Source organism: Rathayibacter sp. AY1A3, from assembly GCF_002930975.1.
Classification (GTDB): domain Bacteria; phylum Actinomycetota; class Actinomycetes; order Actinomycetales; family Microbacteriaceae; genus Rathayibacter.
On sequence record NZ_PSTO01000020.1, the window covers coordinates 1 to 21,176 of the forward strand.

Sequence of the window (21,176 nt, forward strand, 5' to 3'; positions counted from 1 at the left end):
GCGACCACCGAGAAGGTGCCGAAGGCCAGGGCGCGGCGGCTGAGGCCGCGGGCCCGGGCGGGCCCAGCGGACGGCGTTCGCCAGCACGCGCCGGATGTCCGGGTGGTGGTAAACGGGGTAGTCCTGGTCGCCGGGCGAGAAGTAGAAGACCTTCCCGAGGCCGCGGGTGTAGGTCACGCCGGAGCGGAACACCTCGCCGCCGGTGAAGGTCGACAGGAACACCGTCTCCTCCGGCACCGGGATGTCGAAGTACTCGCCGTACATCTCCTGCTCGGGGATGATCAGCGGGCTGGGCACGCCCTCGGCGATCGGATGGGTGGGCGCGATCGTCCAGACCAGCTCGCGGTCGCGGTCGTTGCGCCACTTCAGCGAGCAGGTCGTGCCCATGAGCGCTTTGAAGATCGACGAGTAGTGGCCCGAGTGCAGGACCAGGATCCCCATCCCCTCCTGCACGTGCCGCAGGACGCGCTGGACGACCTCGTCCGACACCTCCTCGTGCGCGATGTGCCCCCACCACAGCAGCACGTCCGTCGTCGCGAGCGCCTCCTCGGTGAGCCCGTGCTCGGGCTCGGGGAGCGTCGCGGTGCGCACCGAGACGGCGTCGCCGAGCGACTCCGCGAGTCCGTCCGCGATGACGCGGTGGATGCCGTCCGGGTAGTGGCGCAGCACGGTCTCGTCGCCGCGGGTCTCGTGGCGGAACTCGTTCCAGACGAGGACCTCGATCGGGGCGCTCATGCGACCGCCACCTCCTGCTTCTCGGCGGCGGAGCGGTAGATCGCGTCGACCACCCGGCTGCGGTGCAGCGCGTACTCGCCGTAGTGGCCGGAGTAGCGGGGGCCGCCCGCGGGCGCGTCGGCTCCCGAGGCGATGGCCTCCAGGAACTCGGCGATGACCGAGCGGTGGTGCCCGGCGGGGACCTTCACGTCGGGGTGCGAGACGGTCGGCGCTCCGGCGACCTCGGAGTAGAGCGTCAGAGTCCCTTCCGTGGCGTAGTCGGCGATGTGGAGGCGCGCGCCCCCGGCCGAGCCGAGCAGCTCGACCTCGATGTCCTCGTCGACCTTCGAGTAGCTGGCCCAGGAGGCGTCGAGCTGGAGCGAGCGGCCGTTGTCGAGGCGCAGCAGGGCGCTCGAGAAGTCCTCCACCTCGAACGCGTGCGTGCCGGTGGCGGCGACGCCGTGCGGGCGCCCTCCGCGGCCGGAGCGGCCGATCTCGCCGTACGCGACCGCCGAGACGCTGGTCACGCGCGGCTCGTCGAGCAGGTGCAGCGCGATGTCGAGCACGTGGGAGCCGAGGTCGATCAGCGGGCCGCCGCCGGCGAGCTCCTTGCTGGTGAACCAGGAGCCGATGCCGGGGATGCCGGTGCGCCGCTGCCAGCTCGCGCGGGCGTGGTAGACGTCGCCGAGCGGTGCGTCGTCGAGGTAGTCGCGGAGGAAGGCGACGTCGGCGCGGCGGCGGTGGTTGTAGGCGATCTCGAGCACCCGGTCGTTCGTGCGGGCGGCCTCGACCATCTCGGCCGCCAGCTCGGCGGTGGTGGCGAGCGGCTTCTCGCAGAAGACGTGCTTGCCGCTCCCGAGCGCGGCCACGGCGATCGGGTGGTGCAGGTGGTTCGGGACGCCGATGGAGACGACGTCGAGGTCGTCGCGAGCGACGAGGTCCTCCCAGTCGGCGTAGAGGTCGGGGACCCCGCGGGTCGCGCCGAGTTCGTGCAGGCGCGCCTCCTCCTGGCCGGCGAGCGCGACGACGCGGGCGCCGGGCAGGGACTGGAAGGCGTCGAGGTGGGTGGTGCCGGCGAAGCCGAGGCCGACGACCCCCACGCGCAGCTCAGTGGCGTTCTCTGTCATGCGCCGAGCCTACTCGAATCGATTCGAGCACTCCACGGGCGGGGCGGCTTCCCGGAGCATTGGGCAGGCCGGGCGTCAGGCCGCGAGACGCGCCTCGAGCGCGGCGAGCGACGCGCGCAGGGCCGGCGCCTCGAGGGCGTCGCCGTCGGCGGCGGCGTGCGCGGCGGCGAACGCCTGGACCTGGCGGTGCAGCTCGACGCGGGTCCCGCCGCGGGCGACGACCGCGAGCCGCTCGGCGAGGCGCACGCCGGCGCGGACGACGAGCGGCTGCTCCATCGCGTACGAGCGCAGGGCGAGGAACACGTCGGCCAGAAGCTCGCCCGCTCGAGGCCACGGGACGACCAGGCGGACGACTCCGTCGGCGTCGGAGTAGCGGCCGCGCGCCTCCGGCCGGCCGCAGAGGTCGACGAGCGCGCTGGTCAGGGCCTCGACGGCGCCGACCGCGGTGTACGGGTCGTTGGTGCCGGTCGCGAGCCCGCGGACTCCGATCTCGACCACCTGCTGGACGGCGTAGCGGAGGTCCTGGTGCGGGGTGCGGGCGTCGGCGACGACGACCGCGGCGACCGCCTCCTCCTGGGCGACGGACCCCTTCAGGACCTCGAGCACCGGGTCGCCGACGAGGACGTGGTCGCCGGGCAGCGCGAGCACCCGGAGCCGCGCGTCGCCGCGGCGGGCCAGGGCGACCAGCCGCTCGACCTCGAGCTGCTCGACGTAGCCGCCCCGCACCGCCCGCAGGACGACCGGCTCGCGTCCCGCCGGCGGCAGGGCCTCCTCCGCGAGCAGGGCCCCCTCCGCCTCCGCCGGCTCCTCCCCGTCCTCCGGGTGCAGCCGCTCGATCACGTCGACGAGCTCGCCGAGCACCCGCTGCTGCAGCGTCGTCACCTACACCGACAGCGCGATGTGGTGGATGAAGTAGACGAGCACCGCGACGTCGCCCACCGCGAGCAGCACCGAGAACGAGACGGCCACCACCGGCACGAACGTCAGCGACGCGTCCTCCTCCGTGTGCACCGCGCGCAGCACGATCAGGGAGTACAGGAACGTGGACGTGAGCACCGCCAGGACGACCTGGTTGCCGCGGTCGGCCATGAAGTTGCGGACAAGCCGGGGCCCGTAGGCGGAGGACGTGGTCGCCAGCACCGAGATCGTGATCGAGAACGAGGTCGCGGCGACGCCCAGCATCGTCCCGCCGATCGCCGAGAGGATCGCCCGGCCGCCGGTCGGAGACAGGTCCTCGATCAGGGGGATGTCACTGACGCCGGCGCGGACCAGCAGGTGGTCGACCTCGACCAGCCCCAGCGCCAGCCCGACGGCGAGGACGCCGAACAGGGCCGGGAGGAACCAGAAGGATTCGCGGAGGTGGAGGAGCCGGGAGCGCATCCTCGAAGGCTAGAGCGGCGCCTCCTCGCGGGCTGCGCCGCCGCGGAGGCTTGCGCGCCCGGCCGGGACGTGCCGCGGTGCCTGCCGCCAAGGCGACGTCGCGTCAGGGCCGTCCGCACTGCGGGGGCGTCGTCGCGACGGACGCCGGACGCACCGGAGGCGCCGACCCCCGGGGATCGGCGCCTCCGCAGGGCGTCAGGTGACGTTGATGAGCGTGCGCTGCCAGCCGGAGGATCCGTCGGGCGCGACCGGCGCGCGGTCCTCGATCTGGACCATGCCGTTCTTGTCGACCGCGCGGACCGCGACGTAGTGCGAGCCGGGCTGGGCGTCCCAGTCGACGAACCACTGCACCCAGGTGTCGAGGTTGACCGGGGTCGAGAGCGTCGCCTCCTGCCAGTCGCCGTTGTCGATGCTCACCTCGACCTTCTCGATGCCGATGCTCTGCGCCCAGGCGACGCCCGCGATCTTGAGAGCGCCCGAGGTGACGGGGACGCCGATCCGCGGGGTGTCGATCCGCGAGGACATCTTGATGGGGGCCTCGGCGGAGTAGCCGCGCGGGGTCCAGTAGGCCTGGTCGGCCTCGAAGGTGGTGACCTTGAGCTCGGTGAGCCACTTGGTGGCCGAGACGTAGCCGTAGAGGCCGGGCACGATCATCCGCACCGGGAAGCCGTGCTCGAACGGGAGGGGCTCGCCGTTCATGCCGACGGCGAGGATCGCGTCGAGGTTCTCGTCCGTGACCGCGGTGATCGGGGTGGACGCCGTGTAGCCGTCGCTGCTGGTGGAGAGGAGCATGTCGGCTCCGCTCTGCACGCCGGCCATCTTCAGCACGTCGCGCAGGGGGACGCCGAGCCACTTGGCGTTGCCGACGAGGTTGCCGCCGACCTGGTTCGAGACGCAGGTGAGGGTGATGCCGTACTCGTCGAGGCCCATGTCGAAGATCTGCTGGAGGTTCAGCGTCACCTCGCGGTCGACCATGCCGGTGATCTTCAGCGACCAGGCCGACGGGTCCAGGTTGGGCACGGTGAGGGCGGTGTCGACGCGGTAGAAGTCGGCGTTCGGCGTGTAGAGCGGGGTGATGCCCTCGATGTCGAGCTCGGCGCCCGCGGGGACCGAGACGGTGCTGCGCGGGGACGGCAGGCGCAGGGCGTCGCGGACACCGGCGAGGGAGGAGGTCGCCGCGTTGACCAGGCGGGCACCGGTGCCGACGACGGCCGCGCCGACGGCGGAGATCAGCGCGATGCGGAAGAAGCCGCGGCGCTCGAGGGCGCCCGGACGGGCCTCGGAGGATGTTCCCCTGGCCTCCGAGGCCCGGGCCGCACGCCAGCCGCGCAGGCGCGTGAAGAGGAGGTGCATGACGACGACGGCGACGACGAGTCCGACCAGCGTGGGCACCGCAGCGAGCGGCGACGCTCCGGTGCGGGTCACGATGGCGGCGATCGAGAGGCCGCCGGCGATCACGAGCAGAACCTGGCCGAGCGGCGGGCGGACCAGCTGGAGCACTCCGGCGATCGCGGCGGCGACGACGACCGCGGCGCCCACGCTGCCGAGCAGGAAGGTCTTGTCGTTCTCGCCGAACGTCTCGATCGCGAACTCCTTGAGCGGGCGCGGGACGATGTCGACGATGAAGGCGCCGAGCGCGAGCACGGGGCTCGCGGTGCGGGCGACCGCGAGGGCGATGAGCTCGGCGACGGCGAGGAGGACTCCGCCCGTGACGATGCCCGCGAGGGCGGCGAGCAGGAAGTAGAGAGCTCGATGCTCGCGCACGGGTGCCGCTGTCTGGTTCATGGAGGAGAGTTTTCTCCCGCGACCTGCCGTTTCCCAGGGTGTCCCTGGTTTGGTCGTGTAGGCGCCTTTTTCATAACGAACAGGTAACGCACAGCGGCGTGACCGCGGGCGGGTCGGTCGAGGGGCCGACCCGGGAGGTCGGCCCGGCGTCGGCCCGGATCCGTCTCGAGATCGCCGACGGCGAGGATCGTCGACGCCGGTCCCGTGCGGTGGGCTCGGAGCAGGCGCGCTCGGACCCGCGCGACGGACTCGCGTCCCGCTCCCCCTCCGCGGTCCGGAGTGACGGTGCCGCGGACCGCTCGGGTCGGCTGCTCGCCGCAGCGCCTCTTCTTCCAGCGGCCCCCCTCGAGGGCCGGTCCGTCAGAGCGCCCCGAGGACCGGGCCGCCGAGGATCGCCTCCGCCTCGTGCCAGAGCCGCGCGCCCAGCGCCGCGTCGGTCGAGCTGGGCACGGGAGTCGCGAGCACCGGCTCTCCCGCGGCTCCGCGGCGCGGGCCGATGTAGGCGTTCCGCGGCAGTGTCGGTGCGGCGACGGCGGCGACGGCGGGTCGCGCCGCGGAGTCCTTCCCCTGCACCAGGCGCGAGACCAGCGGCGCGAGGGCGGGTGCGAGGAGCCGCACGGGCAGCGGCCGCTCGTGGAGCGGCGGCCGCTCGGGGGTGAGGGCGTCGATGGCGCCGCCGGGGTGGGCGACGACGGAGCGGATCCGCGACCCCGCCTCGAGGAGGCGCCGGTCGAGCTCGAACCCCAGGATCTCCGCGGCGTGCTTGGACATCGCGTAGGCGACGCGGGGGCGGTAGGACTTCTGCGAGAGCCAGTCGTCGGGGCTGAAGGGGATCCGCCGGGTGAGCATGCTGCCGGTGCTGACGATCCGCGCGGCCGTCGCCTCCTCGAGCGCCGGCAGTGCGGAGCGCAGGAGCTCGAGGTGCGCGAGGACGTTCACGCCGACCGTCGACTCGACGCCGAAAGCGCCCGTCGCAGCGGTCCTCGGCGCGGCGATGATCCCCGCGTTGAGGACGATGCCGTCGAGGGTGCCGAGGCGCCGGAGGGCGTCCCCCGCCGACAGGATCGACTCCCGGTCGGAGAGGTCCAGCGGCAGGTGGCGGTGCAGGCCCGGCTCGGGGAGCAGCCCGATGGCCGAGTGCGCCCGGGCCGCCGAGCGGGCGGCGACGACGACCCGTGCGCCGAGGCGGGCGAGTCCCTCCGCGACGAAGAAGCCGATGCCGCCGGCGGCCCCGGTGACGACGACGGTGCGCCCGTCGAGTCGTGCGATCTCCACGGCGGTCTCCCTTCGGCGCCCGAGAAGGGGCGCGGTGGTCTCGGAAGGGCTCAGATCCCCTTCAATCCTTGAAGCTTCAAGGTATATGCTTCAGGACTTGAAGCGATATTCTGCTCGCATGGCGACGCGACGGGACGAGCGGCTGGCGGACGCACTGGCCGCGGTCTACGACGTAGTGGCGCGCACCGACGAGGCGCTCGCTCCGGCACTGCGCGAGTACGGCATCACCGCCACGACCGCCCACCTCCTCTGGAGCATCGACCCCGACGAGCCCGCTCCGTCCATGAGCGAGGCGGCCGCCCGAGCGCACTGCACCCCTCAGAACGTCACCTTCCTCTGCCGGCAGCTCGAGGCGCGGGGACTGGTCGAGCGCCGGGTGTCGCCGACGGACCAGCGGCAGCGCATCATCGGGATCACGCCGCTCGGCCGCGTCGCCCGCGAGCGGATCAGCGCGCTCGTCTCCGCCGACTCCCCCCTGGCGCGGAGGACCGATGCGGTGCTCGATGCCGTCGTCGAGCTGCTCGGCCCGCCGCCGGGCCTCACCGCCCGCGACGCCCCCGCCGGAGGACCGCCGCGTTCGCGGTGACGATGAGGGCGATGCCGAGCCATCCGGCCGCGCCGACGTCCTGCCCGAGCACGACCGCGCCGATGAGGGCGGCCAGGACGGGGTTGACGCTCATGAGCGTCCCGAACACGCTCGCCGGGAGCCTCCGGAGCGCGATCACGTCCGCCACGAACGGGACGGCCGTCGCCAGGACGCCGGCGCCGACCGCCAGGAGCACGGTGCCCACGTCGGGGCGCGTCGTGACGAGCGTCCAGACGGCGACGGGCAGGAAGACGGCGGCGGAGATCCCGGTCGCCGTGGCGGTCCCCTGCGCTCCGGGCAGACGGAGTCCGATGATCCGATTGAGCAGGATGTACGCGGCCCAGCAGCACGCGGCCGCGAGACCGAGCGCGATCCCCAGCTGGTCGGACGAGGGCCTCGGCCCGGCGATCGCGACGACGCCCGCTCCGGCGACGAGGGCGCAGAGCGCGCTGGTCCTGCTCCGGGAGCCGAGGAGCGCGACCGCCAGCGGCCCGCAGAACTCCAGGGTCACCGCCAGCCCCAGCCCGATGCGGTCGATGGCCGCGTAGAGCGTGAGGTTCATCGCTCCGAACACCACGGCGAGGAGCAGGACGGGCCACCACTGCGCGCGGGTCAGGTCGCGGATCCGCGGCCGGACGACCGGGAGGAGGATCAGCGCGGCGACGATCTGCCGGACGGCGACCACTCCGACGGATCCCAGGACCGGGAAGGCCAGAGTCCCGGAGGCCGCCCCGAGCTGGTTCGAGAGGGCGCTCGCGAGGGCGGTCGCGACGCCGACGGTCCGGCCGTCGCCGGGGAGCTGCTTCGTCATGCCGGAAGTCTGCGAGCCGTCCGGCCCCGGCTCACAATGCATAACCGGTCCGATCGATGCGGGAACCGCATGAATAGGATGCGGTCATGGAACTGGAACTGCGCCACCTCCGGTCGTTCGTCGGCGTCGTGGACGCCGGGACCTTCACCGACGCGGGGATCGACCTCGGCATCTCCCAGACGGCGGTCTCCCGCAACGTCGCGGCGCTCGAGTCCGTCCTCGGACGAAGGCTCCTCCACCGGACGACTCGCAGCGTCGAGCTCGCGCCGGCGGGCGAGCGGGTGCTGCGGCACGCCCGCCGCGTCCTGGCCGTCGTCGACGATCTGCGCGAGGAGGCGGCGGCCGGGACGGACACGATCCGGATCGGGTACGCCTGGTCGGCTCTCGGCGAGCACACCCAGGAGTTCCAGCGCCGCTGGGCGGCCGCGCTCCCCCGGCACGAGCTGCGGCTGATCCGCTCCAACACGCCCACCGCGGGGCTCGCGGAGGGCCTCAGCGATCTCGCGATCCTGCGGCGCGGATCCCCGGCTGCGGACGTCGAGTCGGCTCTGATCGGCACCGAGAAGCGCTACTGCGCCCTGTCCGTCGACGACCCGCTCGCCGCGAAGCGCACGGTCACCCTCGCCCAGGTGGCGACCGCTCCGCTGGCGCTCGACGACCGGACCGGGAGCACCCGGCTCGACCTCTGGCCCGAGCACGACCGGCCGCGGATCACCGTCCCGACGACCGACGTCGACGACTGGCTCACGGTGATCAGCAGCGGCTCCGCCCGCGGAGTGACCGCGGAATCGACGGTGAGCCAGTACCGACGGCAGGGCCTCGCCTACCGGGTCGTCCGCGACGCCCCGCCGGTCCCCGTGCACGCCGCGTGGATCCGGAGCGACCCGCCGCCCGTCCTGGGCGACGTCATCGGGCTGCTCCAGGGCCTCTACCGCACCTCCGACTGACGACGACGGCCGCCGGGGGCGATCCCCGGCGGCCGTCGTCGTCACGTCACTTGCAGGTGAGAGCGGAGTACGCGGCCTGCTTCGTGGTCGTCACCGCGGCTCCGTCCAGGGTGGCCGTCGCGGTCACCGTCGCCGAGCCCGCGGCCACCGAGGCGGCGCGGGTGGTGAAGGCGTGGGACGCGCTCGACCCCGGAGCGATCCCGGTGAACGACTTCGAGCCCCAGGAGGACGCGATGGTGATCGCCGCCGGGACCTTCGCGTCGTTCCGAGCGGAGACCGTCACCACGACCCTGCCCGCCACGCAGCGGCTGGTGGCCGTCACGGTGGTCGGCACCGTCGCCGCGGAGGCGCGGACGATCGAGAGGCGGTAGGTCGCGGTGGTCGTGTGGTCCTGCGCCGACGACTCGACGACCACGCTCGTCGTGCCCGACGCCGCGAGCGGCACCGTGCGGCGGAGGGTGTCGTCGATCAGCACGCCGTCGACCTTCACCAGACCGCTGGGCACGGCCGGGTCGAGGTCGAGCGAGACGCTGGTCGTGCCGGCCGGCACCGTCAGGGTGTGGTCCCGCACCCCGGCGGCGAGCGCCGGCGAGAGCGTCCCGACGTCGGAGGAGAGCTTCGTCAGCTCCGGGTCCACCGCGTAGGTGGTCGACTCCGTGGTGTAGACCCCGAAGACGCCGCCGACGTAGCTGGACCCGGTGCCCTGGAAGCGCACCGTGACGACGGGGATCATGCGCCCCTGCGCGTCGAGCACGTACTTCCCGCTCTGGTCGCGCTTGTAGCTGTCCTTCGCGGCGAGGCCGCTGAGGACGGACGCCGGGATCCGGTCGTACTGGACGTACCAGCTCGTCGCTCCGGCCGCTCCCGAGACCACCTCGGTCTTGAGCTTCACGTCGTTGAGGTAGACGTCGAAGGTGCGTCCCGCGTCGCCGCCGTAGTAGCGGACGCCGAGGTAGTTGGCCGGCAGGGTCGGGTCGACGATCATGTCGTACTGGAAGTACGCCTCCGCCGAGCGCTCGCCGTCGCGGTAGCCCTCCCCGCGCCAGGTGCCGACTCCGGACCGCGCGGTCTTGTAGTTCTTGTCGGCCTCGCTGTTGTTGTTGTCGAACGAGGTGAGGGAGTCGATGGTCGTCTCGTCGACGCGCAGCTGCTCCTTCTGGGTCCGGATCAGCGCCTGCGCCGCGGCCGAGTCGGGCTCGATCAGGGTCATGTACGTCGCGTAGCGGGCGTTGTAGAGGCTGTAGTACGGGGTGAAGACCCGGGCGGCGGAGGCGGCGTCGACGTTCTTCATGCCGAAGCGCATCGTGGTGCGGCCGTTGCCGTCCGCGCCGTCGGGCAGGCGCACCAGGTTGTCGCGGATCGCCGAGGTCCAGGCCGCGGAGTCGCCCACGACGATGTTCGAGTTCACGGACTTGTCGGCCGTGCCCATCCGCACCAGGACGCCGGCGACGTAGGACGCCTCGACGTTCGAGCGGTTGAGCTCGGTCGCCAGCAGCACCGGTCCGTAGCGGAAGGCGGTCCAGTCGGCGCTCTCGGTGTCCGCGACGGCGGCGACCGCGGCGGGCAGCGTCCAGGTGAGGACGTCACCGGCGGCGACGGAGACGGAGACGTAGCCGGCCTCGGCCGTGACCGTGCGGGTCGCGCCGTTCACGGTCAGCGTCGGTGCTCCGTCGATCCAGGACGGGACGCGCAGCTTCAGGGTCGTGCCCGCGGCCACGGCTCCTCCCGCCAGCGCCTCGACCCGCAGGGTCGCGGTGTCGGTGGCGGGGATGTCCGCCGTCTGGCTCAGCCTCAGGTTGTTCGCCGACGAGCGGAGCACGGAGGAGCGGAACTGGTTCACGAAGACGGTCTTCGGCTTCTCGAAGTAGATCGAGTCGCCGAGCTTCGTGAAGCTCTCGATGCCGGTGCCGTGGTCGCACCAGAACTCGTCGTGCTCGTGCCCGAAGACCTTCGCGTAGCCCGCGGTCTGCGGCTGGAAGTAGGTCACCATGCCCGTGTCCGGGTTCTGCACCGAGAGGACGCCGTTGATGAACGCCTCCTCGTAGAAGTCGGCGTACTTCACGTCCTCCGTCACCTGGAACAGCGACCGGGTGAGCTTGAGCATGTTGTAGATGTTGCAGCCCTCGGAGGTGGAGTTCTCGCCGTAGCCGGTGGTCTGGCCGTTGGTCGCGTACTCGTGGAGGGTGCCGGGGGCGTGGAAGTGCTCGGACTGGCTGTTGCCGCCGTTGGCGTAGGTGTGGGTCTCGTCGACCATGCGCCAGAAGTTCTCGGCGGCGCGGCGGTACATGTCGAGGTCCGACTTCTCGGCGTCGGTCAGCGTCGCGTAGAGCGCCGGGTCGTCGGTGAAGACGCGGTAGCGCTTCAGTGCGCCGATCAGCTTCGGGATCGTGGTGTTCGCGTGCAGCCCGTTGAGGACGTCCTCGTTGTCCGCCAGCTTGCGGAACAGCGCCGTCTCGTCGAAGTACTCCGCCGCGCGCTTGTGCGCCGGGTCGTGCGTGGTCTCGTAGAGGCGGTAGAGCGCCTCGTTCATCCCGCCGTACTCGGTGTTGAGGAGCTGACCGGGGTTCGCCTGACGGCCCGCCCAGGCGGTGATCCAGCTGCCGAAGCCGCCGGCGACGACGAGCGCCTTCTGCGAGACGGCGTCGGGGGCGTGCTCGTGGGCGTCGAGGAGGCCCGCGAGCACCTTGTGCAGGTTGTAGAAGGGGACGAGCAGGCCGTCGCCGCCCGAGGGGAGGTAGCGGGTCGGGAACGGCGAGACGTAGCCGGCGTTCGCGGGGTCCTTCAGCGCGTAGGCGTCCTGGACCTTCTTCAGCCCGTCGACGGAGGCGGTGAGCTTCGCGAGCAGGGCGGCCTTCGTGGTCGGGTCCTCGGTGGTGGCGTAGGCCTGCGAGAGCGCGGACACGTAGTGGCCGAAGAAGTGGCCCTGGAACCGGGTGCCGTTCTCGCGCTCCCAGCCCCCGTATCCGCCGCTCGTGGTCGGGGCGAGCCCGGCCTCGCGGTAGAAGGAGTAGAGGAACATCTCGGGATCGAGGCTCAGCAGGTACTCGACGGTCTGCTGCTCCCCGTTCTCGAGGTACGGGTCCTGCACGGAGACGTCGGACAGGCCGGCCTCCAGAAGGTAGTTCGACGTCTTCACTCCCCGGGGCTGCACCTGGAGAGTGTAGGTCTTCGTGACCGCGGTGCTGCCCCCGTAGGTGGCGGAGCCGGTGAGGACGACCTGCGTCGCGGAGCCGGTGGGCGGCGTGACCGCGGCCGTGCCTCCGCTGATCGCGACGGTCGCCGGGTCGGAGGAGGTCCAGCTGAGGGCGGACCCCTTCGCGCCGACGGTGGGCAGGGTGAAGCCGGTGCTGGTGCTCGCGGGCGGGGCGACCAGCTCGAGGTCGGCCCGGGCGATGCTCGCGGGGTCGAAGGAGGGGTTCCCGGCCTTCGTCAGGGCGACGACGTCGGTGGTGGTCGCGACGCCGTTGTAGAGCGCGTAGTCGTCGAGCAGGCCGCGCAGGTGCGCGCCGTTGTACTGGGGGCCGTTGAAGCCGAGGGTCTTCGTCGAGGTGCTCTCGGAGCCGAGGACGCCGGATGCGGAGGAGGACGGCGCGGTCTTGACGACGGCGGTCTGCTTCACCCCGTTGCGGTAGAAGGCCACGGCCTTGGTGCTCTTGTCGTACGTGGCGACCACGTGCGTCCACTCCCCCGCGGGGAAGAAGCCGGAGCGGGCGGTCTCGACGGCGACCTTGTACGGCTGACCGCCGGACGGGCCGATCGAGAGGGCGAGCGGAGTGCCGTCGCCCTCGGAGGTGAGGTACCAGCCGTCGGAGTTGTAGGCGGTCTTGTTCCAGGTGAAGACCTGCTCACCGGTCATCGCGCTGGTCGGCTTGTACCAGAACGAGACGGTGAGGTCGGCGGGCTGCAGCGCCGCCGCAGTGCCGAGCGAGATCGCGTTCGATCCGGTGAACTCGAACGCCCGGCCGTTCAGGCCGGTGCCGTAGGAGGCGGTGCCCTTCTGCATCCCGAGGGCGGTACCACGACCGCTGGTGTCGGCGAGCGACCCGTCGAACGGGAGCTCGAGCACCTTCGCGGCGTCGAGCGAGGTGGTGGGGGCGGCCTGGGCCGTGGGGCCGACCGACAGGAGACCCGCCGTCAGCGCCATCACCGCCACGGTGGCCAGGGGGAGTCGTCGTCTCATTCGTGAGGCCTCTCGTCGTTGAGAAATCCGGCCCAGGGGGGCGGGCCGCCTCGAATGTTACCGTTAACAATAGTTTTCGGTGAGGTTTCGGTGAGAGGACTGACAGGGTCCTCGAGCGCTCAGCGGCGCCGGTCCAGAGCCGCCCGGAGGTACGGAGCGGTGCGGCTGCCCGCGGCCTCGGCGACCTCCTCCGGAGTGCCCGTCGCGACCACCGAGCCGCCGGCCCGGCCCGCCCCCGGGCCGAGGTCCACGACCCAGTCCGCGTCGGCGACGACGCGCATGTCGTGCTCGACGACGATCACCGTGTTGCCCGCGTCGACCAGGTGCTGCAGGTGCTCGAGCAGGCGGTCGGCGTCGGCGGGGTGCAGGCCCGACGTCGGCTCGTCGAGCAGGTAGAGCGTGTCCCCGCGCTGGGCGCGACGCAGCTCCGAGGCGAGCTTCACCCGCTGCGCCTCTCCCCCGGACAGCTCGGGCGCCGGCTGGCCGAGCGAGACGTAGCCGAGCCCCACGTCCACCAGCGCGTCGAGGTGGCGGGCGACCTCGCGGTCCTCGGCGAAGGCCTCGCGCGCAGCGGCGACGCTCAGCGCGAGGACGTCGGCGATCGTCCGGCCGCCCAGGGTGACCTCGAGGGTCTCGTCGTTGTACCGCGTGCCGCCGCACGCCGTGCAGGGCGCCTCGACGGTCGGGAGGAACAGCAGCTCCACCTCCACGGAGCCCTCACCCTTGCAGACGGGGCAGCGCCCGCTGGGCAGGTTGAAGGAGAAGCGGCTCGCCGAGAAGCGGCGGCGCTTCGCCTCCGGAGTGGCCGCGAAGAGCGTCCGCACCCGGTCGAACAGGCCCGTGTAGGTCGCGACGTTCGAGCGCGAGGTCCGGCCGATCGGTGTCTGGGTCACCTGCACCACGCGGCGCAGGCGGTCCGCGGGCCCGGAGGCGGTACCGCGGGTCGCCGCCGCGGCCGCGTCGAGCAGCGGGTCCGCCTCCCCGCCCTCCTCGGCCGGCGCGTCCTCGGCGACGTCGGCGCGGAGCGAGGCGCGCAGCAGATCGGGCAGCGCCTGGTTCACGAGCGTCGACTTGCCCGACCCGGAGACGCCGGTGACCGCGGTGAGCACCCCGACCGGGAACGCGACGGAGAGGTCGTCGAGGGTGTGCCGCGAGACTCCGGCGAGCTCGATCCACTGCTCCGCGGTGCGGCGGGAGCGCAGCGGCGCCGGGTCGCCCTCGGGGAAGAGGTAGCGGCGGGTGACGGAGTCGCGGGCGCCCGGCAGGCCGTCGAGCGGGCCGGAGTAGACGACGGTGCCGCCCCCCGACCCCGCGCCCGGGCCGATGTCGACGATCCAGTCGGCCTCGCGGATGACGTCGAGGGAGTGCTCGACGAAGAAGACGGTGTTGCCGGTCGCCCGCAGGGTCCGCAGGATGCCGAGCAGCGCCTCCGTGTCGGCGGGGTGCAGGCCCGTGGACGGCTCGTCGAGCACGAAGACGACGCCGAAGAGGCGCGAGAGCACCTGCGTCGCGAGGCGCATCCGCTGGAGCTCCCCCGAGGAGAGCGTCGGCGTGGAGCGGTCGAGCGAGAGGTGGCCGAGGCCCAGGTCGACGATCGGCGCGAGGCGGGCGACGAGGTCCTCGACCAGCCGCTGCGCGGCCAGGCGGGTCTGCGGAGCGCCGTCGGCCGGGGTCCAGCCGGGCTCCAGCACGCGCCGCGCGACGACGACCAGCTCCTCGAGCGGGAGCGCTGACAGCTCGGTGATGTCGAGCCCCTCGAAGGTGACGGCGAGCGCGTCGGGCTTCAGCCTCCGGCCGCCGCACACCGGGCAGGCGACGCTGACGACGAACGAGGCCGCGCGCTCGCGCATCCGGGCGCTCTTCGAGCCGGCGAAGGTGTCGAGCACATAGCGGCGCACCCCGAGGAACGTGCTCATGTAGCGCGGCTCGTCCCCGGCGGCCACGGACGCGCGCACCTCCGCGGGCGAGCGGTCGGTCCACACGGGGACCTGCGGGGAGTCGGGAGTGTGCAGGATCCAGTCGCGGTCCTCCGCGGGCAGGTCGCGCCACGGAGCGTCGATGTCGTGTCCGAGCGAGATCAGGCTGTCGCGCAGCTGCTTGCCGTGCCAGGCGGTCGGCCAGGCGGCGAGCGCCCCGTCGCGGATCGAGAGCGAGTCGTCCGGCACCATCAGCTCGTCGGGGACGTCGTAGACCCGGCCGATGCCGTGGCAGCTCGGGCAGGCGCCCTGCACAGTGTTGGCCGAGAAGTCCTCCGCGAGCAGCATCGGCGCGCCCTCGGGGTAGGCGCCGATGCGCGAGTACACCATCCGCACCACGCTCGAGAGCGTCGTCGCACTGCCGACCGTGGAGCGGGCCGAGCCTCCGGAGCGCCGCTGCGGGAGGGCGACGGCCGGCGGCAGGCCCTCGATCGAGTCGACGTCCGGCACGCCGACCTGGTCGATCAGCCGCCGCGCGTAGGGGGCGACCGACTCGAAGTAGCGGCGCTGCGCCTCCGCGTAGAGCGTGCCGAAGGCGAGCGAGCTCTTGCCCGATCCGGAGACCCCCGTGAAGGCGACGAGGGCGTCGCGCGGCACGTCGACGTCGATGCTCCGGAGGTTGTTCTCGCGGGCGCCGCGCACGCGGACGCGGTCGAGGGGATCGGTGGTTCCAGGCGCGCTCATCCGTACAGCCTGCCGTGCCGGGATGTGGGGCGGCCCGCGCGGAGCGCTGAGGCGCCTGACGCCGAGACGGCCCGCTCCCGGCCGAGGCACCGCGGTGAGGCGGTGTCTCGGACGGGCGGGCCGTCTCGGCGTCAGCGGCGCGCGTGCGTCAGCAGGTGCGCGCCGGGTAGGCCGCGGTCAGGGCGCCCGCGGTGAGCGAGGCGGCCGGGACGGAGGCCTGGCGGGTGGTGAAGGCGGCCGAGGCGCTGGCGCCGGGGGCGGCGGTCAGCGTCTGCGAGGCGCCGAACGGCGAGCGGATGACGACCGAGAGGGGCGTCGTGCCCGTGTTCTTCACCACTCCGGTGAGGACGACCCTGCCCGCGACGCAGCGGGTGGAGGCGGTGAGCGTCGAGGTCGGTGCCGTCACCACCACGGTCGCGGTGACCGTGACGGCCGTGGAGCTCGAGAGCCGGCGGTCGGCGGCGTCGTAGGCCGTCGATCCGTTCGCGCCCACCCACTGGTTGTCGTTCGCACCGATCGTGCGGACGACTCCGGTGACGGAGTAGCGGCCGGGCGCCGTCGCCACCGCGGAGGTGTTCCAGGTGACCGGCTGCGAGGCGGTGCCGCGGTTGTAGGCGAGCACGACGTCGGCGCGGGCGGGCAGAGCCGCCACGGCGTCGGCGCCGGAGGCGACCGTCACCTCGCCGAGGTCCGAGCGGACCGCGGAGGCGGCGTCGGCCGAGCGGACCTCGGCGTACTGCCCCGCGGTCAGCGAGACGATGCCGCCGTGCTTGGTCGACGAGGCGAGCGAGAAGCCCGGGTCGGTCAGCTGGGTCCAGCCCGCGTCGAGGTCGTTCGTCACCATCGGCCTGTAGCCGGTCGCGGGGATCACGTCGACGTACAGGTACCAGGTGTCCTCGCCGTGGTCCTTGAACACCGCGGGGCCCTCGACCCCACCGGGGTTGCCGCCGGACCACACCGCGCCGATGCGCGACTGGATCTGCGTCCACGAGGTCGTCGGCAGCCACCAGGTCGCCGAGGTGGTCGACTCCATGTAGATGCCCTTGCCGGTGCCGTTGTCCTTCGAGATGCGGTAGGTCGTGCCGGAGTCCTGGATCAGCGTGGTGTCGATCGTGTCGGCCCCGGTGTCGATGAAGGTGCCGCCGTACGAGTAGGTGGCCTGCGTGAAGTCCGTGGTCGCTCCCCAGAGCACGCGGGAGGATCCGGTGCCCGGCGTGTGCGCCGCGGTCGGGTAGACCGTCGAGGACCAGTAGACGACGAACGCGCCCTTGCCGGGTCCCGCGTAGTCCGGCACCCACGTGGCCTCGGGAGCCCACATCATGCCGGCCTCGAGCTTCTTCGTCCCCGCGGCGTCGAGCGCCACGTCGAACTGGCGCAGGTCGCTCCACGACACGAGGTCGCTCGACTCCCAGACGTTCATCTTCGTGCTGCCCTCGGTGGTCCAGTAGCACCAGGTGTCGCAGGTGCTGGGGCCCCGGTCGCCGCCGAAGACGCGGAGGTCCGTGGCGATGATGTAGTACTTCTTCGTGTCGGGGTTGTAGGTCAGGTACGGGTCCCGGACGCCGGTGGTGCCGAGGTCGGAGGCCAGGATCGGCTTCGCGCCGTTCAGCGGGTCCCACTTCTCGGGGTCGTCGCCGCGGGAGACGTCGAGGTAGATCTTCTCGGCGTAGCCCTCGGAGTCCTCGACGAAGTGGACCATCAGGTAGCCGTAGGGGGTGTCGACGCCGACCTGCGGCTCGACGGTCACGGCGATCGCGCGGGTCTGCACGATTCCGCGGATCGACGCCGTCGCGGTGAGCGTCGAGGCGCGCGCGGCCTGGCCCACGGCGGGGCGGTCGGCGCTGAGGGTGCGGCCGTCGGCCGAGACGCGCAGGGTCGGGTCGCTGGAGGACCAGGTCACCGCTCCCCCGTAGTCGGGCAGGTTCGTGGTCGAGTCGTCGACGGTGAGCGGGGCGACCCCGGCCAGCACGGCGGCGGCGATCGGGGAGAACGTGGAGGCGTGCGGCTTCGCGTCGACGGTCGACACGGCCACCACCTCCGCCCCGGTGAGCGCGCGGTCGTAGACGCGGAACGCCGAGACCTCGCCCGTGTAGAACGGGTCGGGGTACGGTGCGCGGCCGATCGTGTTGAGCGACTGGTCGGCCACCGACGAGGGGCGCAGGGCGGTGGGCGCCGAGGCGACCCGGACGCCGTCGACGAAGAACGAGATCGTGCCGGCGCTGCCGTCGATCACCGAGGTGAGGCTGTACCAGCGGTCGGCGGTGAGGGCGGAGGCGCTGCGGGCGTTGTTCTCGCCGTTCCCTCCGCTGGTCGTGATCGCGGTGCGCACGCGGTCGCGGACGGACGCGAACCAGTACTGGTTCGTGCTGTCGCTGCCGATGTTCCACAGGAAGTGGAAGTTCGAGAGCATCGACGCGTCGGCGCGGGTCTCGATCGTGACGGTGGCCGACGAGCGGCCGGTCAGCAGGTTCGCGGGCAGCTGCACCCAGGGGGCCGTGGTGCTGCTCTTGGGGCCGCCGGTGAGGCGGAGCGACGTGCCGGTCCAGAGCGCGTCGGTCGCGTTGCGGACGGTGGCGGCTCCCACGCCTCCGCTCACGGTGTTCGGGACCGTGCTGCCGGTGGTCTGCGTGAACCGGTAGTCGGCGAGGAGGCCCTGCTGCGGGATCACGGCATCGGCCGCTTGCGCGGCCGGAGCAGGGGCGACGAGGCCCGAGAGCAGCACTGCTCCGAGGCCGAGCGCGGCGAGCGCTGCGCGCAGCGGCGCTCGCCGCGCGGGTGTGGTGGTGGGGGGCATGGTGCTCCTTCAGTGGAGTGGTGCTGTTCGAGGGGAGGGTCTCGGGGTGCAGGGCCCTGCTGGGTCGAGCAGCGCCGTCAGGGACGTGTCGGGACCTGCGTGCGGAGCACGGGGGTCCCGACACGCCGCTGAGCGGCTGCTCGACCGGCAGAGGGGGCGGCTCAGACGGCGGAGTCCTTGCTGATGCGGAGCCCCGTGAGGGGCGTATCGAGACCCGTGCACGGAGCAGGAGGTCTCGATACGCCGCTGCGCCGGCTGCTCGACCGGCAGGAGGGGGTCAGCCGCAGGTGAGCGCGGGGTGGCTCGCGGTGACGGTCGCGGTGCGGCCGGCGTCGTCGGTGCCCGCGACGGCGACCGTCGTGGATCCGGCCGGGACGCTCGTCTGACGGGTCGTCACGGCGGTCGACGTGCTCACTCCGCCGGCGAGCGCGGTGACCCGCTTCGCCGCGGTACCGGTGCCGATCGTGACGTCGACGGGCAGGTCGTCCGCGTTCCTCACGACCGTGGTGACGACGACCTTGCCGGCGACGCACCGCGCGGCCGAGGTCGCCACCGGCTGCAGCGGCACCGTCGACGCCGGGGCGCCGAGCGAGACGCGGAAGCGCTGGCAGTCGTTGTTCAGGACGCTCCACTGACCGATCCTGGTGCCGTTCTGCGCGGAGCAGTTCGACAGGTCGAGCGCCTTGCCGCTGTGCGCGGCCCGCAGCTCGACGGTGCCGTCGTTGCCCGGGCGGAGGCGCCAGCTGCTGCCCGTGACGCCGCACGCGCCCTGGGTGACGGTCGCGCCGTCGGCGGTGGAGCCCCCGGTGACCGCGAGGCACTTGGCGGCGGCCGAGACGGGGTGCATCTCGAGCGCGCCGTCGGCGGCGGAGCCGAAGGTGACGCGCTGGCAGGGCGAGCCGAGCCAGTCCTGCTGCTGGAGCAGGGCGCCGTCGGCCGTGGAGCAGTTCGGCAGGTCGAAGGACTTGCCGGTGACGAAGGACGTGACGGCGACGGGTCCGGCGGGGCGCAGTACCCACTCCTGAGCCGCGGCGGAGGTGGCGGCCGCCTGGCGGACGGTCGAGCCGGACGCCTCCAGCAGCTTGCCGCTGGTGCGGTTCGTCAGGGTCGAGTAGCCGCCGGTGGCCGGGGCGACCGTCCACTGCTGGCAGCTCGTGGTGAGCCATGCGGACTGCTGGAGCCCGGCGGTTCCGGTGGCGCAGCCGACCGGTCCGAGCGCCTTGCCGCTCGAGGCGTTCATCACGCGGAGGGTGCCCTCGCCGGTGGCGTCGAGCATCCAGTTCGCGCGCGGGGTCGAGCAGGAGCCCTGCACGACGCCGGCGCCGTCGCCGCTCTGCGCGGAGGAGACGGTGGCGCAGAGGCCGGTGCTGCGGCTGACGAGCTGCCACGGGGCGCCCTCGACGCGAGCGGTGATCGGGGCGTTCTCGCCGCTGGGGACGGGGATGCGGGCCGCGGTGCCGAGCGGAGCGCCGAAGTCGGGCTCGCCGGTCGCCGTCCACTCCACGATGTGCGCGCGGGCCGAGCGCTGGCGGCTGCAGCCGTCGTTCGGGCCGGGGTTCGCGTGGTACAGGTTCCAGGTCTCGGTGCCGTCGGGCGAGTCGAAGAAGTCGTTGTGACCGGTGCCGTACTCGCCGTTCGCCTTCGAGAAGACGGGTCCGTCGCTCTTGGTCCAGGAGGAGGCGAGCACCGGGTCGCCGGTGCCGTCGTACTCGAGGGTGCCCAGCTGGTAGTCCTCGGTGCCGCAGAAGCTCGCCGAGTAGACGATCCAGGTCCGGCCGTCCTTCTGCAGCGGGATCGGACCCTCGTTGACAGGCATGCCGATGGTCTCCCACGGCTCGACCGGCTCCGAGAGGACGGTGCCGGTGCTGGTCGCGGTCCACGGGTCCGACATCCGGGCGATGTAGTTGCTCTGGAGGCCGTTCCCGGGCTGGAACTCGGACCAGGTCATGAACAGCTCGCCGTTCAGCTCCAGGTACGCGCCGTCGATGTTCCACCGGTCGGTCGGCACGGGGCGGCCCTTGTAGGTGTACGGGCCCATCGGGTCGTCCCCGGCGCTCTCGATCACCTGCAGGTGCTGGCCGTCGAAGTTCCCCGCGGTCCCCATCGTGTACATGAGGTACCAGCGCCAGCCGTTCGGGCCCTGGAGCCGCTGCAGCTCGGGCGCCCACATGTTGGCGTTCCGGCCGGGGTTCGTGTCGGTGTAGACGGTGGTCGGGGCGGTGGTGCCGAGCGCCGCGAGGGTGGGCGCCTTCCGCATCACGACGCGGTTGTCCCAGGTCGTCGCGACCATGTAGTAGTTGCCGTCGTGGAACTCGATCGTGGGATCGGCGGTGTCCGGAGCGATCGGGTTGGTGAAGGTCGGCTCGCCGAGGGCGACGGCCGGGGAGGCGGCGGTGAAGGGCAGGGCCACCACCGCGGCGAGCAGGATCAGCAGCCCGGCCGTGAGGCGGCGCCGGAGCCCCGCGGATCGGGGGCGCTCGGTGTCGGCGGGCGTCGGTGCGGTCGTCATCGTGACTCCATCGTCAGGGGGCGGCGTGGGGCCCGGAGACGCACCGTGAGCGGCGCGCCCCCGGGGGCGGAGGACTCCGGGGAGGCGCCGGCGGGCACCGCGGAGAGAGGCGCCGGAGGGCGCCGTGGGGAGAGGCCCGGTGGACCTCGGAGAAGGACTGGCCGTGACTCGCAGGATTCGGCGCGACCTCCACCTCGAGGTCTCCGACGCCGCTGGCCGCACGGTTTGTTCACGGTAACAGGGCGTTTGCGCAAACTCAACGGCCCCCGTCAGAGGGGGTGGCATCGGCTCGCGGCACCTGCGGTCCCCGCGGTCGCGTTCGTCACGGAGGAAGGGTTCGCGGTGCCCCGCGGAACGGCGCGGATCAGGAGGGCCGGATCGGACGTTCGCCCTTGAGTTGCGAACAGC

At 72.7% G+C, this 21,176-nt stretch carries 11 protein-coding genes and 1 pseudogene; 2 read left to right on the plus strand and 10 right to left on the minus strand.

Going from position 1 to position 21,176, the window contains the following annotated elements:
- From C5C10_RS10675 to C5C10_RS10700, 5 genes and pseudogenes are all read right to left on the minus strand, one after another.
- The coding region (locus C5C10_RS10675; protein ID WP_104329204.1) for a ThuA domain-containing protein at nucleotides 1-735 on the minus strand (735 nt) is incomplete at its 3' end.
- Entirely contained in the window at nucleotides 732-1,841 is a 1,110-nt protein-coding gene (locus C5C10_RS10680) for a Gfo/Idh/MocA family protein (protein WP_104329205.1), read from the minus strand. The genes C5C10_RS10680 and C5C10_RS10675, both read right to left, overlap by 4 nt.
- A 75-nt stretch (nucleotides 1,842-1,916) precedes the next feature.
- Nucleotides 1,917-3,221: pseudogene (locus tag C5C10_RS18205) on the minus strand (DUF2254 domain-containing protein).
- Nucleotides 3,222-3,416: 195 nt separating this feature from the next.
- Nucleotides 3,417-5,006 (minus strand): molybdopterin-dependent oxidoreductase, encoded by a 1,590-nt coding sequence (locus C5C10_RS10695; protein ID WP_104226578.1) that lies wholly within the window; start codon nucleotides 5,004-5,006, stop codon nucleotides 3,417-3,419.
- A 360-nt stretch (nucleotides 5,007-5,366) separates the two neighbouring features.
- Entirely contained in the window at nucleotides 5,367-6,281 is a 915-nt protein-coding gene (locus C5C10_RS10700) for an SDR family NAD(P)-dependent oxidoreductase (RefSeq protein ID WP_181073443.1), read from the minus strand.
- A 118-nt stretch (nucleotides 6,282-6,399) separates the two neighbouring features.
- Here C5C10_RS10700 and C5C10_RS17845 point away from each other — a divergent pair, with 118 nt between their 5' ends.
- Nucleotides 6,400-6,867, plus strand: coding sequence for a MarR family winged helix-turn-helix transcriptional regulator (locus C5C10_RS17845; protein WP_181073444.1), 468 nt, complete (start codon nucleotides 6,400-6,402; stop codon nucleotides 6,865-6,867).
- Here the strand turns inward: C5C10_RS17845 and C5C10_RS10710 are convergent.
- Complete coding sequence (locus C5C10_RS10710; protein ID WP_104329210.1) at nucleotides 6,821-7,678, minus strand: DMT family transporter; 858 nt, start codon at nucleotides 7,676-7,678, stop codon at nucleotides 6,821-6,823. The genes C5C10_RS17845 and C5C10_RS10710 overlap by 47 nt on opposite strands.
- Nucleotides 7,679-7,764: 86 nt before the next feature.
- On the opposite strand from C5C10_RS10710, the gene C5C10_RS10715 reads away from it, so the two are divergent.
- Complete coding sequence (locus C5C10_RS10715; RefSeq protein ID WP_104288141.1) at nucleotides 7,765-8,625, plus strand: LysR family transcriptional regulator; 861 nt, start codon at nucleotides 7,765-7,767, stop codon at nucleotides 8,623-8,625.
- A gap of 46 nt (nucleotides 8,626-8,671) precedes the next feature.
- On the opposite strand, the gene C5C10_RS10720 is transcribed toward C5C10_RS10715, so the two are convergent.
- The 4 genes from C5C10_RS10720 to C5C10_RS10735 form a co-directional block, all read right to left on the minus strand.
- Nucleotides 8,672-12,805, minus strand: a complete 4,134-nt coding sequence (locus tag C5C10_RS10720) for a beta-L-arabinofuranosidase domain-containing protein (protein ID WP_104329211.1) — start codon at nucleotides 12,803-12,805, stop codon at nucleotides 8,672-8,674.
- Between the two features lie 119 nt (nucleotides 12,806-12,924).
- Complete coding sequence (locus C5C10_RS10725; protein WP_104329212.1) at nucleotides 12,925-15,465, minus strand: excinuclease ABC subunit UvrA; 2,541 nt, start codon at nucleotides 15,463-15,465, stop codon at nucleotides 12,925-12,927.
- A 148-nt stretch (nucleotides 15,466-15,613) separates the two neighbouring features.
- Entirely contained in the window at nucleotides 15,614-18,259 is a 2,646-nt protein-coding gene (locus C5C10_RS10730) for a LamG-like jellyroll fold domain-containing protein (RefSeq protein WP_104329213.1), read from the minus strand.
- Nucleotides 18,260-18,536: 277 nt separating this feature from the next.
- Nucleotides 18,537-20,768 (minus strand): family 43 glycosylhydrolase, encoded by a 2,232-nt coding sequence (locus C5C10_RS10735; RefSeq protein ID WP_104283015.1) that lies wholly within the window; start codon nucleotides 20,766-20,768, stop codon nucleotides 18,537-18,539.
- Between the last annotated feature and the right edge of the window lie 408 nt (nucleotides 20,769-21,176).

Excerpts from the sequence above, each read along its gene's own strand:
- C5C10_RS10735 (WP_104283015.1), bottom strand. The coding sequence starts at position 20,768 with ATGACGACCGCACCGACGCCCGCCGACACCGAGCGCCCCCGATCCGCG.
- C5C10_RS10695 (WP_104226578.1), bottom strand. The coding sequence starts at position 5,006 with ATGAACCAGACAGCGGCACCCGTGCGCGAGCATCGAGCTCTCTACTTC.
- C5C10_RS10680 (WP_104329205.1), bottom strand. The coding sequence starts at position 1,841 with ATGACAGAGAACGCCACTGAGCTGCGCGTGGGGGTCGTCGGCCTCGGC.
- C5C10_RS17845 (WP_181073444.1), top strand. The coding sequence starts at position 6,400 with ATGGCGACGCGACGGGACGAGCGGCTGGCGGACGCACTGGCCGCGGTC.
- C5C10_RS10710 (WP_104329210.1), bottom strand. The coding sequence starts at position 7,678 with ATGACGAAGCAGCTCCCCGGCGACGGCCGGACCGTCGGCGTCGCGACC.
- C5C10_RS10720 (WP_104329211.1), bottom strand. The coding sequence starts at position 12,805 with ATGAGACGACGACTCCCCCTGGCCACCGTGGCGGTGATGGCGCTGACG.
- C5C10_RS10730 (WP_104329213.1), bottom strand. The coding sequence starts at position 18,259 with ATGCCCCCCACCACCACACCCGCGCGGCGAGCGCCGCTGCGCGCAGCG.
- C5C10_RS10725 (WP_104329212.1), bottom strand. The coding sequence starts at position 15,465 with ATGAGCGCGCCTGGAACCACCGATCCCCTCGACCGCGTCCGCGTGCGC.
- C5C10_RS10715 (WP_104288141.1), top strand. The coding sequence starts at position 7,765 with ATGGAACTGGAACTGCGCCACCTCCGGTCGTTCGTCGGCGTCGTGGAC.